The sequence below is a fragment of the Anaerostipes sp. AF04-45 genome (assembly GCF_003461725.1).
Taxonomy (GTDB): Bacteria; Bacillota; Clostridia; order Lachnospirales; family Lachnospiraceae; genus Anaerostipes; species Anaerostipes caccae.
In genome coordinates, this window is the sequence record NZ_QTXQ01000005.1 from 178509 (window position 1) to 193413 (window position 14905).

Below are 14905 nucleotides of genomic sequence, written 5' to 3' on the forward strand. Positions count from 1 at the left end.
GATCCCTTCCTCTCTGTAAATCATTGACCTTGTTAGGATTTACAGATGGGAACAATTTTACTCCTCCGTTCAGCCCAAAATCTGCAAATTTTCAGAGCCGATTTCTGCCGTCACGTGGCATGACTGCCCCGGTACTTCTCCGTCCATATGAAAAAACTGAGGTTTCTCCATAAAAAATTCTGCCTTCCGGCAGCGGAAACTGTAAACACCCGGACAGCCAATATGCTTTCCTCCGGGTACTCTGGACAGCAGACGAATCATCTTTGCCTTTGATATGCCTGCCACAATACACAGATTCAGAAAACCGTCATCCGGCCGGGCATCCGGTGAAAATTTCAGGCCCCCGCCCTCATAAGGCAGGTTATGGACCGATGTAAACAGCACATCGTGAAATATTTCTTCTCTGGAATCATCAAGAACCAGCCGCATCTCAAACAGTTCAGCCGCAAACAGGCCGCGAAGACCGATCCCCAGATAAGTCAGTTTTCCCATGTGGAGCCGGTTCATCAGCTTTTTTGTCTTTGCGTGATTGACCATATGGCAGACCCGTGCGTCATATCCTATCCCGGAGCTGACGAGGAAACACCCGGAGGCATCGGGAGCAAAAGTGCTCCCCACATTGATCACGGCCCCGTTCTCATCTGCTAAGATGCTCCTGAGTCTCTCTTTCGGGTCTTTTGAATACCCCATCCCCCTGGCAAAGTCATTGCCGGACCCTGCGGGAATGAAAGCAAGCTTCGCCTCTGTTCCTTTCTTCATTCCCGAAACCGTCTCATGAAGTGTCCCGTCGCCGCCCACCGCTACAATCACATCCGGCCTGCCTTTCTCCGTGATCCGCTCTGCAAATCTCGCGGCATCACCTTCTCCTTTTGTCAGGAGTTCACGGAATACGATCCCTTCTTCCAGCAGATATGTCTTGATCTCCTCCCAGCAGCGCATTCCTTTTCTGGAACCTGCGTTTGGATTTACAATAAAATAATACATCATCATCCCCTATAAGCAGAGAAAGCCCCTTTTTAAAGGAGCTTTCCATCAAATAAATATTATACCGTGATCTCGGCTGTCATTCCGAGCATTTCTTTATTTTCATCCAGGATCGGCTGAATGACTTCGCTGACAAATTCCTCTGTCTGCTGTGGTGCACGTCCCACGAAGTTTTTCGGTTCCATGATCGCTTCCAGCTGTTCCATCGTCATTCCGAAGGAAGGATCGTTCGCAATCCTCTCCAACAGGTCGTTTTCTTTCCCTTCTTCTTTGACCACTTTTCCGGCCGCCATAGAATGTACACGGATCTTCTCATGAAGTTCCTGGCGGTCTCCGCCTGCTTTTGCTGCGTCCATCATGATATTTTCCGTTGCCATAAACGGAAGTTCTTTCATAAGACGGCTTTCAATAACCTTAGGATAAACGACCAGACCATCCACGACGTTCAGGTACAGATCCAGGATGCCGTCAATTGCAAGGAATCCTTCCGGTACAGAAAGACGCTTATTGGCAGAATCGTCCAGAGTCCTCTCAAACCACTGGGTAGAAGCTACGAGCGCAGGATTCATGGCATCGGAGATCACATAGTCAGCCAGGGAAGCCATACGTTCGCTTCTCATCGGATTTCTCTTGTATGCCATAGCAGAAGATCCGATCTGGTTCTTCTCAAACGGCTCCTCTACCTCTTTCAAATGCTGAAGGAGGCGGATATCATTGGAGAACTTGTGTGCAGACTGTGCGATGCCGCTTAAAACGTTCAGCACTCTGGAATCAATCTTCCTTGAATAGGTCTGGCCGGATACCGGCTGGCACTTCTCATATCCCATTTTTTCGGCAATCATGCCGTCGATCTTTTTGATCGTCTCATGGTCACCCTCAAACAGTTCCAAAAAGCTTGCCTGAGTCCCGGTCGTTCCCTTGGACCCGAGAAGACGCATATTGTCAATGACATGGTCAAGATCCTCCAGATCATACACAAGATCCATCAGCCAGAGGCTTGCCCGTTTCCCAACTGTAGTCGGCTGTGCCGGCTGAAAATGGGTAAAGCCAAGGGTCGGAAGGTCCTTGTATTCCAGAGCAAACTTGGAAAGCTCGGCGATCACATTCACAAGCTTTTTCTTCACAAGCTTTAATGCCTCTGTCATGATGATAATGTCTGTATTGTCTCCGACATAGCAGGAGGTGGCTCCCAGGTGGATAATGCCTTTAGCGTTAGGACACTGCTGTCCATAGGCATAGACATGGGACATCACATCATGACGGACTAATTTCTCACGCTCTTTTGCGACATCATAGTTAATGTCTTCTGCATGTTCTTTCAGCTCGTCAATCTGCTCCTGTGTAATAGAAAGTCCCAGTTCCTTTTCCACTTCGGCCAGTGCGATCCACAGTTTCCTCCATGTTTTAAACTTCATATCCGGTGAAAAGATATACTGCATCTCTTTGCTGGCATATCGTTCGGATAAGGGGCTCTGATATTTATCGTTCATGAATTCTTCTCCTTATTTGTCGTAATCTCCGCGGATATTATCCTTCGGCGGTTCCATCGGATATTCTCCCGTAAAACAGCCTTTGCAGATCGGCAGCCCCTCAGAGAGCTGTTCCAATCTCTCAGTCTTTAAGTAGCCCAGGCTGTCCGCTCCGATCAGATCACAAATTTCATCAATGCTTCGGTTATACGCGATCAGCTGCTCTCTGGCAGGAACATCGGTCCCGAAATAACACGGCCATAAGAAAGGCGGTGAACTGATCCTTACGTGGACCTCACTGGCTCCCGCCTCTCTGAGCATGGAGATGATCCGGTCGCTGGTTGTACCCCGGACGATAGAGTCGTCGATCATGATGACTCTCTTTCCTCTCACAGATTCTTTTAAGACATTCAGCTTAACCTGCACGCTGGACTCCCGGCTGCTCTGTTTCGGTTTAATAAATGTCCGTCCCACATAAGTATTTTTCACAAAAGCTGTTCCATAAGGAATTCCCGATTCCAGAGAGTAGCCCAGTGCAGCGGCATTGCCGGATTCCGGCACACCCACAACGATGTCCGCATCCACCGGTGAATCAATCGCCAGATACTTTCCCGCCTGAAGCCTTGACTGGTACACGCTGACTCCGTCAATACAGCTGTCCGGCCGCGCAAAATAGATGTATTCAAAAACACATCTGGCGGCTTCTCCCTTTGGAAGGCACATACTGCAGTCTGACTGAATGCCGTCTTTTGTGATCGTAACGATCTCACCCGGCTCCACATCCCGGACGAACTCAGCCCCTACCGTATCCAGAGCACAGGTCTCAGATGCCAGGATGTAGGCATTATCTCTCTTTCCGATGCAGAGCGGCTTAAAGCCATATGGATCTCTTGCCCCGATGAGCTTTCTTGGAGACATCACCACAAGAGAGTATGCGCCCTTTATCTTGCGGATGGCCTTTGCCACTGCGTCTTCCACGCTGTGGGTATTGACCCTCTCCCGGGCAATATGATAAGCGATCACTTCAGAATCTATGGTTGTCTGAAAAATAGCCCCGGAATATTCCAGTTCATGCCTTAACTCCAGCGCATTGATCAGATTACCATTGTGGGCCAGTCCCAGAGTACCTTTGACATAATTTAATACGAGCGGCTGCGCATTCTCGGGACAGCTCTGTCCTGCAGTAGAATATCTGACATGGCCGACACCAATATCGCCTTTCAGTTCGCCTAACGATTCCTGAGTAAAGACTTCATTACATAGTCCCATACCTTTTCTGGAAGAAACCTTCCCTTTCGGACCGTTGGTATCGGAAACCGCGATTCCGCAGCTCTCCTGTCCCCGGTGCTGAAGCGCAAATAAACCATAATAAATTGTAGAAGCCACGTCATTGCCGTCAAAATCATAGACTCCGAAGACGCCGCACTCTTCTCCTAACTTGTCAAAACGTTCTATGTCCATTTTCAAGCCTCTCTTAAGAATAAATTATAAGCCAAGTCTTCTGTATACTTCTTCGTATGCCTCTTCCACGTCCCCTAAATCTCTGCGGAAACGGTCTTTGTCTAATTTCTGGTTTGTCTCTAAATCCCAAAGACGGCATGTGTCCGGAGAAATCTCATCTGCTAAGATGATCTCATCTTTATAACGGCCGAATTCAATCTTAAAGTCAACCAGTTTAATGCCTATCTTCTTAAATTCCTCAATCAATGCCTCGTTTACTTTAAATGCATACTCTGTGATACGTTCTACTTCTTTGCGGTTGGAAATACCGATAGCATAAGCAAAATATTCGTTAATCAATGGATCTCCAAGATCATCATCTTTGTAGCTGAACTCAAGGGTTGGCTCTAACAATTCAAACCCTTCTTCAATTCCAAGTCTTTTAGAAAAGCTTCCTGCCGCCACGTTGCGGATAATCACTTCCAAAGGTACGATCTCTACCTTTTTTACAACGGTTTCACGATCGCTGAGTTCCTGTACATAGTGAGTCGGAACACCTTTTTCTTCCAGCATCTTGAACATGTAGTTGGACATGCGGTTATTTACAACACCTTTTCCGATAATCGTTCCTTTTTTCTCTCCGTTGAACGCTGTCGCATCATCTTTATAGTCGACAATTAATAAATCCGGATCTTCTGTTGTAAATACTTTCTTTGCCTTTCCTTCATATAATAATTCCTGTTTCTCCATGTCTTATCTCCTTTATTCTTCTGCTTTTGCTGCATTGCCTCAAACCGGAGGCTTCCTCACAAATAGTATCACATATAAAAAACCAGTGCAATATTTTCTACTGCACTGATTTTTATTTTTCGACAAACAAAAAAATTATTAGTCATCCTCAAGAAGGTTGGTATCCGGCGGTATCACGCCCCTTTTCAGCTTCGTGTAAATGATCCTTCTCACAGCTTTATCTATGACAGATTCCTTGATCTCCCCATTTTTTACAGCCTTTCTCACGGCCTTAAACGCCTGTCCCAGATTCTCCGGCATAACGACAATATTTACGCCTGCCTTTACCGCCTTCACCGCAGCCTCTCCTGAAGTATAGTTATCTGTGATGGAATTCATATTCATAGCGTCGGTCAGGATCAGACCGTCATATTCCAATTCATCTCTTAAAATGTCCGATATTACCCGCTCGCTTAAACTGCACGGCTCCTTTTCATCCGTTACATTGGTAAGGATCAGGTGGGAAACCATGACTGCGTCAGCGTCTGCATCCATACCGCTTTCAAATGGAAGAAACTCTTTTTTCCTCAGCTCCTGGATAGACTGCTTCGTCTCCACTGCCCCTCTGTGAGTATCTCCAAGAGCGTCGCCGCTTCCCGGAAAATGTTTTAATGTCGCAGAAAACTGCTGCTTCTGCATACTTTTCACCAGTGTCTTAACGATGGATGCCACTTCCTTGGCATCAGAGCCAAAGGCCCGGTTTCCAACCTCAGTGTTGTTCTCATTTGAGAGAACATCAGCCACAGGGGCCAGATTCATATTGATGCCAAGAGCCTTGAGCTGTCTGCTCTGCTCCTTCCCCATCTTGGCGATCTGCTTGTCTGTGTAGGTCTCCCCGATTTCTTTGGCGTCAGGATACTGGCTGACTGCGTCCGGCAGCTTTGAGGCAATCCTCGAGACAGTGCCTCCCTCTTCATCAGCCGCTATAAACAGCGGTACATAGGAAGCGCTTTGAAAATCCTTCGTAAGCTGCTTTAATTGCTTCTCAGAATCTACATTTTTTGAAAACAGAAGAATCCCGCCCACAGGATATTTCTTCATAGCCTTTTTCATGGAAGCTGTAACCTTTGTCTGATTCTTGCTGCCCGAACTGTCTAGAGAGTACATGGATACCATAAAGAGCTGTCCGATCTTCTGTTTCAGTGTCATCTCCTTCGTGATATCCTTTGCCATGCCCTGAAGGGTAGCCTCGTCCAGATCTTCTGTTTTTGTATAGTCCTTTTTGCCGTCAATGTTGCACCCGCATAACAAAAGACAGAGTGCCAGCAGCATGCATGTAATACGTCTTTTCATCATAGAAATTCCTTTCTTCAATGAAGTTATTATAGCATGGAATGGCACTTCTGTCATTGTCCTTACATTTAAAACTTTGTGTCCTACGGAAGGATCGGGAACAGGATCATAGCCTTAAACTGATCTCCGTCGATCTCGATCTTAAATTCTCCCCTGCAGTTTGCAGTAAAGCTGTCTGCGATCGAGAGTCCCAGGCCGTTTCCTTCACTGGTCCTGGATTTTTCTCCTCTGTAAAAGCGCTCCATGATCTCCTCCTCCGTAAAGTCCATTTCATAACCGGACGTATTCTGGACCGTCAGGCAGACTCTGCTGCCCTGATTTGAGATCGTGGCAAAAATCCTTGTACCTTTCAGGGAATACTTCAGTGCATTTTCCAGTATATTCTGCACTACCCGGTACATGCGGTTCACATCCCCCTTAAATTTCGTATGCTCTGCATCACACTGAAATTTCACTTTAAAGCCGGACTCTCTGATCTGATCGCTCATATCCTCCAGAGTCTGTTCCATCAGTTTTTTAAGATCCATCGGCTCCAATGTAACCTTGGCCTCACCGCTGGTGGATTTTGCAAGTTCAAACAGATCAGCGATCGTATTTTTCAGTCTCTCTGTTTTCTGATTCAATATGGTCACATAATCCCTCGCCTCAGGAGAAAGTGAATCATCTCTTGCAAGAAGATCCACATAGCTGATGATCGACGTGAGCGGCGTTTTCAGATCATGGGATACATTTGTGATCAGGTCGATCTTCATGCGTTCCCCTTTCATCTGGTCCTGGAGGGATTTGTCCAGGCCGCTTCCGATGTTGCTCAGCTGTTTCGACGCGTTATAATACAGGGATTCCTTCGGTATGTCTGCATCGGCTTTCAGATCTCCTTCAGAGATCCTTTCAATCTGCCGGATCAGTTTTCCGAGATCCCTCTGCTGTCTCGCAACCTCATCAAAATGTTCTCCCAGATATTTCATGCCAAGTACACCGACACAGAGCGCGATTACTGCCAGAAGAGGCGACCAGCCGATCATAAACAGCCCTGCAAAGAAAATTGCAAGCATGAGGTATTTTCCTTTTCGGTAGATCGAAAGCCGTTCCACAGCCAGACGGTCTGCAAACTCCAGAGCTTCTTTTTCGGCCACCCGTCTCTGCCTGTTCCTGCGGTACCACCTCCGGGCCGTACCCACACAAAGTGTGTGTTCTAAAAATGTCCCTTCCTTGAGGCGCCAGACCGTTGTCTGCAGGCAGACAGAAAGTACAAGCCCGATCATCAGCAGTACGATCCCCGCAAATGTCATAATCGGTATCAGTTCTTCCTGCTGAAGAGCACCGATGGATGCAGCCGCCACTGTTCCTGTTCCCATGAACAGGCCGAAGCCAATGACGCATAGGATCACCTCATACCAGATACGGTCCATATTCTCAAAAAAGCGTGCGCGGCTTTTCTGAAGTGCAAACAGCACGGACAGGGCAAGCAGTCCCAATACCTCTGCTCCCAATAAGATGGACAGCTTGATCATCATTTCTTTCCTCACATCAGGAAATGTCTTATAGTGTTTATTCAGCGCGTTATAATACCCATCGTAAAAGCCTACTTCGATCACTGCTGATTCCAGCCTCTGCTGTTTTGCATCGTCAATGAAAAATGTCTGTGGCAGGGAAAGGCTTCCCCTGTTCATAGAGTTTCCGCTGATATTGTAAAAATCCGACGGTGACATCGTATTATCTTCGGAATCATAATAAGCCTCATCCATATTTGCATTGCTTGAATATTTTGCTCTTATGCTTTTGTTGGGATTCAATCCATACCCCAGCGTATCGTTTCTGTTGATCACGATCTTTTTCTTAAATACAGGTTTTCTTGCTGTCTTGGCATCGGCACCGTATTCTTTCGTCACGGCTTTTTTGCCGTAGGGCTGAATCGTAAGTTTTGCCTTTACAAAAATCTCGTTTTCAAGGTTGGACGGAAGTTCTGATTCAACATCATCATAATTCTGATCCATCAGATTATTCGCTTTCACCCATTTGTTTAAAATCCTCTGGACGGCGTGCACATAGTAATCGGAGTCTTCCATCCGCTCACCTTTTTTGATCGTTGTGAAATCCAGTCCGTCATTATAATTATCCATGGTGTGCATCTGATAGATGCCGAACAGCACTCCGCCCACCATGGCGATGATCACCGCAGCGATCAGTCCGCTGTTAATCCATTTTTTCCATTTTGTATCCAATTCCCCATACCACCTTTAAATATTTTGGGTTCTTCGGATCAATCTCAATCTTTTCACGGATCCTCCGAATATGAACCATCACTGTGTTTTCTGTTGCATACGCCGCTTCTTCCCAGACTCTTTCATAGATTTCTTCGGCGGAAAAAACTCTGCCCGGATGCCTCATCAGCAAATTCAGAATTTTAAACTCAGTTGCTGTGACTTTCACCGGTTCCCCGTCCACATAAATGCATTTGCCGTCCAGGTCCAGCGTCAATCCGCCAAGGATCAGCCGGTTCTTATCTTCCGGCCCTGCCGCTTTGCTGCCGAGCTGTAAATATCTGCGAAGCTGGGATTTTACCCTTGCAATCAGCTCATCCGGCCGGAAAGGTTTGCTGACATAATCGTCCGCCCCCATGGAAAGTCCTAAGATCTTATCGCTCTCCTCCGTCTTAGCAGACAGGATGATGATCGGAATATTTTTACTCTCCCGGATCTTCATGGTAGCAGATAATCCGTCCATACCCGGCATCATTATGTCAATGATCAGAAGCTGGATATCCTGCTCCACGAGCACATCCAGAGCCTCCAGGCCGTTATAAGCTGGAACTACATCATATCCTTCCAGTTCCAGACGCTTTTTGATCGCTCCCACAATCTCTTTGTCATCATCTACTACTAAAATCTTGGGCTGTGCCATAGTCTTCCTCCTCTTTTTCTTGATAACCACAGTGTATCATCCAATTCTGAGATTTCATTGAATACAATTCTGAAAAAAATCTTACAATCGTTGTTTTATTTCTTTTTCTTCGGCGCATAGTCTTTAAGTTCCGGGAGTGCACCTCCTGCCACAGCCCACAGATAAAGGCTGGCCACAGTTCCATAGGGGCTGTACCGCCCCGCGTATTTTGCAAATAACTTGGGAGTAATGGTTCTGTGATGGTAAAGCATTCTCATCCCTCTCTGGATCGCCAGATCAGAATAGCTTACGATATCCGGCCGCTGCATGGAAAATGTCATCAGCATCTCCGCCGTCCATACCCCGACTCCGGGCAGTTTTGTAAGCTCCTTCTTGACCTGTTCATCCCCGGCCTCTTTCAGGCCCTCAAGGTCCAGACTGCCGCTCAGAATTCTGTCAGCAGCAGCTTTTATGTACCCTGCTTTCCTGAAAGAAATCCCAAAGCTTTGAAGTTCTTCTTCTGTACACTCCCCCACCTTTTCGGGAGTGACATCCGAAAGTCCGTCTTTTATCCTCCTCCAGACTGTCTCCTGGGCCTTCGTGGAGATCTGCTGTCCCACGATGGAATTCACAAGCGCCGCAAACAATTCTGTGTGAACCTCTCTTTTTATAAATCCGATCCGGTCAATAGCCTGTCCCAGGACCGGGTCCCTCGATTTTAAGTACCCGATTTCCTGTTCTCCGTATTTAAAATATTCCATGAATTTTTCTCCTTTATTCTTCTTTCTATTATAACAGAACCTGAGCCGGATGAAACAAAAAGGAACTGCATATTCTAAAGGCATCACATTTTCCACATGATTTCCGTTCGGCTCTTAGAATGCCTCACTCCAATCATGTAGAAAATGGAGATAATGTCTGCTGGATAAAGAATTCTTCAAACAGGAGGCAACATTCTGCAATAGTTTTTCTTCACTATCATAAGGAAGCATTTCAAGAGCTGACTGGAGATAGTGGAGAAAAACTCACACTTACTTGGAAAGGAGTTTTTATGTCTATTTTTGAACCAAATCTTTTAATCCATGAAAAATCACCCTATCTGCTCCAGCACGCTCATAATCCAGTGCGCTGGTATCCATGGGGTTCCGAAGCTTTTGAAAAAGCCAGGGCAGAAGACAAGCCTGTTTTTTTGAGTATCGGCTATGCCTCCTGTCATTGGTGCCATGTAATGGAGGAGGAATCTTTCGAAGACCATGAGGTAGCAGAGCTTTTAAACAAGCATTTTATTTCTATTAAAGTAGACCGGGAAGAACGCCCGGACATTGATTCCGTCTATATGTCTGTCTGCCAGGCAATGACCGGTTCCGGAGGCTGGCCCATGTCTGTTTTTATGACACCTGACCAGAAACCGTTTTTTGCAGCCACTTATCTGCCTAAGACTTCCCGATACCATCTGACAGGCCTCATGGACCTGCTGCCCCGGATCTCTCTCTTATGGAAACAGGACCGGGAACGCCTTTTAAAGATCGGAAATGAGATCACAGACCACCTGAATACAGACCAAAGACCGTCAGAAACTGTTTCCCTGTCAGAAGATGTCCCGGCTCAGGCCCTGGCAGATCTTAATGCATCCTTTGACAACGTCAACGGTGGGTTCGGCACGGCGCCCAAATTTCCGACTCCGGCAGTGCTGCTGTTTCTGATTCAGCAATACAAGCTGTGCGGTGACAAAGACAGCCTGGCTATGGCAGAGCACACACTTCTTCGCATGTACCGGGGAGGGATCTTTGACCACATCGGAGGCGGCTTTTCCCGCTATTCTACCGATGACCGCTGGCTTGTGCCCCATTTTGAGAAAATGCTGTATGACAACGCACTGTTATTAGAGGCATATGCGGAAGCTTACGCGTGCTGTGAGAATCCTCTCTTCCCGGAAATCGCCGACGCCGTCGTATCCTGCGTCTTGAATGAACTTTCTCATCCCGATGGAGGCTTTTACTGCAGCCAGGACGCTGACAGCGAAGGAGAAGAAGGAAAATACTATACTTTTACCAGAGATGAAGTCCTTCACGTTCTGGGAGAAGAAAACGGCAGCCTTTTCTGCTCCCTCTATGATATTACGGACCGGGGAAATTTTGAAGGCAAAAGCATCCCGAATCTGCTCAAGCAGTCTCCATTCCCGAATGACCACGAGGGTCTGAAAAGGATGAAAAGGACCCTTTATCTTTACCGAAAAAAACGGACCAGCCTGTCCACAGACAAAAAGATCCTGACTTCCTGGAACTGTCTGATGATCTCTGCCCTTACAAAGGCATCCCGGATCTTCGGGCGGGAGAAGTTCCTTGCTGCCGCTCAGAAGGCAGAATCTTTCCTCGACAAACATTTAAGGAAAGATGACGGTCGTCTGTTTCTCCGGTGGTGTGACGGTGAAGCGGCTTACGACGGCCAGCTGGAGGACTATGCTTTTTATTCTCTGTCCATGCTTTCCCTCTACCGCTCTACATTTCTGGAAGAATATCTTGAAAAGGCGGTACAGGCGGCAGATCTCATGATCTCTCTGTTTTTTGACCGGGAACACGGCGGTTTTTTCCTCTATTCCAGCGAAAGCGAGGCCCTGATCTTAAAACCGAAAGAACTCTATGACGGCGCCATGCCTTCCGGCAACTCCGCTGCCCTCCATGTACTCTTTATCCTGTCTAAAATAACCGGAAAATCCATATACAGAGACTGCATGGATCAGACTTTTTCTTATTTTTCCCCCGAGCTGTCTGTCCATCCTTCTGCTTACTGTTATGCTCTGTCCGTGCTGTCTTCCCAGTTTCATCCGTCCAGACAGCTGGTCATCACAACAAAAAAAGAGAGCCTTCCCAAAAAATTCATGGAACTGCTCTCCAAACCTCAGATGAACGACTTCACCGTGCTGGTCAAAACAGAACAAAACAAAGATACACTGGCTGCCATTGCTCCGTTCACGAAAGAATATCCGGTTCTTGCTGATAAAACATCCTGCTACCTCTGTCGGGGAGGAGCATGTCAGGCCCCGGTCTTTGACGCAGAAAGCCTGGAAACACTCTTACAGGCGGCGGATTAACCCGGCCGCCTGGTCCGGCGTCATGTGATGGTGAAGTACCCCATTGATTATAAGATTAGGGCCTTTGCCGCATCGCCGGGTACACCTGCCTTTCACAATTTTAATGGAGATCCCCTGGTCCCGTTCTTTCTCCTCACCGGCAGCTTCCACAGCCCTCAATATTTCAAGGGCTTTTCCTGCCCCGCAGGACGGGCCGGTGCAGACCTTAACCTCATATTTTTCTGAAACTTCCTTGAAGCCGGGATACTTTTTTACGAACGCGGCCAGAAAGGACGGCTTGACTCCAAGCCGCAGGGCAGCTTCTTCCTGTACTGCTTTCGGGATGCATCCCAGCACCTCCTGGATCTCCCGGAGAGCAGAAAGAATCTCTTCCTGTCCCGCGGGCTTTCCCTGCCTCTCATAAAACCTCAGGATCTCATCGACATGCGGATTCATGACTTCTCCTTTATGCTCTGTTCAAAACTTCCCCTGTCTGTGATCATATCGAGAACTTTCAGTTTCCGGTCCCAAAAAGTATATCTCACTCTGCAGCAGAGACTTTCTCTGATCCTCCGGTCCATTGCCCCGTGTTCCGGCGCAAGAAGCTCATTTCCCTCTCCCGAAAGCAGCTGGGCCCGGAGTTTTAAATCTCCCTGACGGATGATGATTCTGGATTTCCAGTCTGTCTTTACCTTAGCGCCCAGGTAAGTACCCATCTTATATTCTTTTCCGTATAAATGAAGCGCCGCCAGCACGCCATCGAAATGAAGACCTGCAATCGGTATTTTTGCCGCCGCCAGCATCAGGCTGTTCTTTCCGCTGTCGGGAAATATGCTCTGGGACCATAGGTAGGCATCCGGAAAAGATCCGCCCCAGTCCTTTTCAATGTATCCTGTCCCCTGATCAAAGTTCATTTTATATCCGTTCAAAGTGAGTTCTCCGAAAAGCTGATGCCGCATACTGATGATTCCATGGCGGCACTGCATTCCGGGCACATACCGGAACGGCCCCATAATATCGGAAGAAAGAGGATGAATATTTTTATAAATGATCCTCCCCTCAAGGCTCAGTCCTTCCTCATGGATATTGAGAAGAATCCCCCGCTCAGAGAAAATGCTTGCTGGACCCTCTCCTCTTCCCGTGTCCAGGACCACATGAAACTTCTGTTTCGAACCACAGAAAGCCTCTGCCTTCCATGAAAAATACCATGACTGTTCCTTTGTAATCACCTGAAGGGATGAAAATGCATTTCCTTCCCGGTCAATATGATAAGCCGGTATGACCGAAAACATCTGATCCCCTTTCTGGTGTTTTAAATACCATCCTTCAAAATAATTATTCTTTCTTTTTGTACCCTGAAATGCATTCGGGTTTTTCATGTGTTAAATCCTCCTTTGCTGGATTGTCAATCAAATTTCCTTTATAGTCAAATCTGGAACCATGACATGGACAGTCCCAGCTTAATTCCTCCGGATTCCATTTAAGGATGCACCCCAGATGCGGACAGGTCAGAGAAACCACGTGAACACTTCCTTTTTCGTCTCTGTATCCCCCGGCCTTTTTCCCTTCGTATTCGATCACGCCGCCCTGTCCCTTTTTAAGATGCGCTGCCGCTTCATCCGGAATCTTCATTCTCTCCAGCACAAAGTTCCTGGCAGTCTCCATCCCCTCTTTTGCCAGCGGTTTGGCTGAAGCTTTCAGATGAAGCCTCTGAGGTGAAAAAACATGGGCAAAGGCATTCTTCTTTTCAATAATATAATCTGTAATCAAAAGAGCCGATGCCATGGAAGAACTCATTCCCCACTTTTTAAATCCTGATGCCACATACCATCCCGTCTTTGAAAAAGAGTAATATCCAATGTACGGAATGGAATCAATGGTCATACAGTCCTGTGCGGACCAGGCGCTTTCCACCCGGCAGTTTTCCCAATACTGTCGGGCATTAGACTCAAGCATCTGATACTGCCCTCCCAAAAGATTCTCTCCCGTCCTGTGACCGCCGCCGCCAAATAATAAATATGGCCCGTAAGACCGGAACGACAGGCCGTCATTTGGATCGACTCCCAGATACATATTTTCTATATGATCGGTTCCCGTGAGAGCCAGAACATAGCTCCTTTCCTGATGCATCCGCAGAAAATAATATCCGGGCCGGTTCATGATGGGATAATGGGTCGTAAAGACGATATTCTCCGCCTCAACAGTTCCCTGGTCCATGATAATTTTATTTCCTTCCACGTCTGTGACAAGGGTCTGTTCATATATCTCCAGCCCTTCCGCCGCTGCTTTTAAGAATTTCAGCGGATGGAATCTGGCCTGTCCGGTATACCTGACCGCCCCTTTCACGGAAAATGGAAGTTCTGTCTGTGACGTATAATCGGCCGGAAGTCCTAATGACTGTGCCGCGCGGACTTCTTCCTTCAGCGCCTCCTCCTGATATTTGGAATATAAATAGGAGGAACACTCTTTAAAATCACAGTCGATCTGATGATCCTTGATCAGCTCCCTGTATTTTCTCACCGCAGCCTGGTTCATCAGCGCATACTGCCTGGCCTGTTCCTTTCCGACTTCACGGATCAGCTTTTGGTAGATAAGACCATGGGAAACTGTAATTTTTGCCGTAGTCCCCTTTGTCTGTCCGCTGCCGATCCTGTCTGCCTCCAAAACGAGAACCTCTCTACCCTCCAATGACAAGAGATACGCTGTCAGAATCCCGGCCATGCCTCCGCCGATCACTGCAGTTTCAACTTTTTTTCTCCCCTGAAAAGGCGGGAAAGAAGGCATATCCACAGTCTTTTCCCAAATTGTATCCACTAAAATCCCTCCCTTCATTTATTTTTCTTTTTAGGATGGCTCAAATCAATCAGGACTATTCACGGCAGAATTGTTAGCACTCATATTAATCGAGTGCTAATTTTCTCTTGACTTTCCCTTTCTGTGGCTCTACAATATTATGCAGAACGGCAGATTCCTGCTCTGC

The 14905-nt window shown here is 47.2% G+C and carries 12 protein-coding genes; 1 reads left to right on the forward strand and 11 read right to left on the reverse strand.

The features are described from left to right. Positions 1–69: 69 nt before the first annotated feature. The 8 genes from DWV34_RS09485 to DWV34_RS09520 form a co-directional block, all read right to left on the reverse strand. On the reverse strand, positions 70–984 hold the full coding sequence (locus tag DWV34_RS09485) for a diacylglycerol/lipid kinase family protein (protein WP_009289081.1): 915 nt from the start codon (positions 982–984) through the stop codon (positions 70–72). 59 nt (positions 985–1043) lie between these two features. Then, positions 1044–2474: an adenylosuccinate lyase gene (gene purB, locus DWV34_RS09490; RefSeq protein ID WP_006566548.1), complete on the reverse strand. Its 1431-nt coding sequence runs from the start codon at positions 2472–2474 to the stop codon at positions 1044–1046. A gap of 12 nt (positions 2475–2486) precedes the next feature. Beyond that, a complete protein-coding gene (gene purF, locus DWV34_RS09495) occupies positions 2487–3914 on the reverse strand; it encodes an amidophosphoribosyltransferase (RefSeq protein ID WP_009289082.1) in 1428 nt (475 codons plus the stop codon). Between the two features lie 24 nt (positions 3915–3938). Then, positions 3939–4643, reverse strand: a complete 705-nt coding sequence (purC, locus tag DWV34_RS09500; RefSeq protein ID WP_006566550.1) for a phosphoribosylaminoimidazolesuccinocarboxamide synthase — start codon at positions 4641–4643, stop codon at positions 3939–3941. 138 nt (positions 4644–4781) lie between these two features. Then, the gene (locus tag DWV34_RS09505; RefSeq protein WP_022260878.1) at positions 4782–5978 is read right to left on the reverse strand and encodes a glycoside hydrolase family 3 protein; all 1197 of its coding nucleotides are present in this window, start codon (positions 5976–5978) and stop codon (positions 4782–4784) included. 80 nt (positions 5979–6058) lie between these two features. Next, on the reverse strand, positions 6059–8197 hold the full coding sequence (locus tag DWV34_RS09510) for a sensor histidine kinase (protein WP_118476135.1): 2139 nt from the start codon (positions 8195–8197) through the stop codon (positions 6059–6061). Then, positions 8169–8876 (reverse strand): response regulator transcription factor, encoded by a 708-nt coding sequence (locus DWV34_RS09515; RefSeq protein WP_022260876.1) that lies wholly within the window; start codon positions 8874–8876, stop codon positions 8169–8171. Before DWV34_RS09515 ends, DWV34_RS09510 begins: the two co-directional genes overlap by 29 nt. A gap of 95 nt (positions 8877–8971) precedes the next feature. Next, a complete protein-coding gene (locus tag DWV34_RS09520; protein WP_009289086.1) occupies positions 8972–9616 on the reverse strand; it encodes a DNA-3-methyladenine glycosylase family protein in 645 nt (214 codons plus the stop codon). Between the two features lie 290 nt (positions 9617–9906). On the opposite strand from DWV34_RS09520, the gene DWV34_RS09525 reads away from it, so the two are divergent. Further along, entirely contained in the window at positions 9907–11946 is a 2040-nt protein-coding gene (locus DWV34_RS09525) for a thioredoxin domain-containing protein (RefSeq protein WP_009289087.1), read from the forward strand. Here the strand turns inward: DWV34_RS09525 and DWV34_RS09530 are convergent. The 3 genes from DWV34_RS09530 to DWV34_RS09540 are packed head-to-tail and all read right to left on the reverse strand — an operon-like array spanning position 11929 to position 14739. After that, entirely contained in the window at positions 11929–12381 is a 453-nt protein-coding gene (locus tag DWV34_RS09530) for an NADH-quinone oxidoreductase subunit NuoE family protein (protein ID WP_009289088.1), read from the reverse strand. The two genes, DWV34_RS09525 and DWV34_RS09530, sit on opposite strands and share 18 nt — an antisense overlap. Continuing rightward, positions 12378–13304, reverse strand: a complete 927-nt coding sequence (locus DWV34_RS09535) for a tocopherol cyclase family protein (RefSeq protein WP_006566558.1) — start codon at positions 13302–13304, stop codon at positions 12378–12380. The genes DWV34_RS09530 and DWV34_RS09535 overlap by 4 nt, the downstream gene beginning before the upstream one ends. Further along, positions 13261–14739, reverse strand: coding sequence for an FAD-dependent oxidoreductase (locus DWV34_RS09540; RefSeq protein WP_009289089.1), 1479 nt, complete (start codon positions 14737–14739; stop codon positions 13261–13263). Before DWV34_RS09540 ends, DWV34_RS09535 begins: the two co-directional genes overlap by 44 nt. Positions 14740–14905 lie beyond the last annotated feature (166 nt).

Bases quoted from the DNA above. Each gene is read 5' to 3' on its own strand.
- DWV34_RS09485 (WP_009289081.1), bottom strand. From the start codon at position 984: ATGTATTATTTTATTGTAAATCCAAACGCAGGTTCCAGAAAAGGAATG.
- DWV34_RS09515 (WP_022260876.1), bottom strand. From the start codon at position 8,876: ATGGCACAGCCCAAGATTTTAGTAGTAGATGATGACAAAGAGATTGTG.
- purB (WP_006566548.1), bottom strand. From the start codon at position 2,474: ATGAACGATAAATATCAGAGCCCCTTATCCGAACGATATGCCAGCAAA.
- DWV34_RS09525 (WP_009289087.1), top strand. From the start codon at position 9,907: ATGTCTATTTTTGAACCAAATCTTTTAATCCATGAAAAATCACCCTAT.
- DWV34_RS09530 (WP_009289088.1), bottom strand. From the start codon at position 12,381: ATGAATCCGCATGTCGATGAGATCCTGAGGTTTTATGAGAGGCAGGGA.
- DWV34_RS09535 (WP_006566558.1), bottom strand. From the start codon at position 13,304: ATGAAAAACCCGAATGCATTTCAGGGTACAAAAAGAAAGAATAATTAT.
- DWV34_RS09520 (WP_009289086.1), bottom strand. From the start codon at position 9,616: ATGGAATATTTTAAATACGGAGAACAGGAAATCGGGTACTTAAAATCG.
- purF (WP_009289082.1), bottom strand. From the start codon at position 3,914: ATGGACATAGAACGTTTTGACAAGTTAGGAGAAGAGTGCGGCGTCTTC.
- DWV34_RS09505 (WP_022260878.1), bottom strand. From the start codon at position 5,978: ATGATGAAAAGACGTATTACATGCATGCTGCTGGCACTCTGTCTTTTG.
- purC (WP_006566550.1), bottom strand. From the start codon at position 4,643: ATGGAGAAACAGGAATTATTATATGAAGGAAAGGCAAAGAAAGTATTT.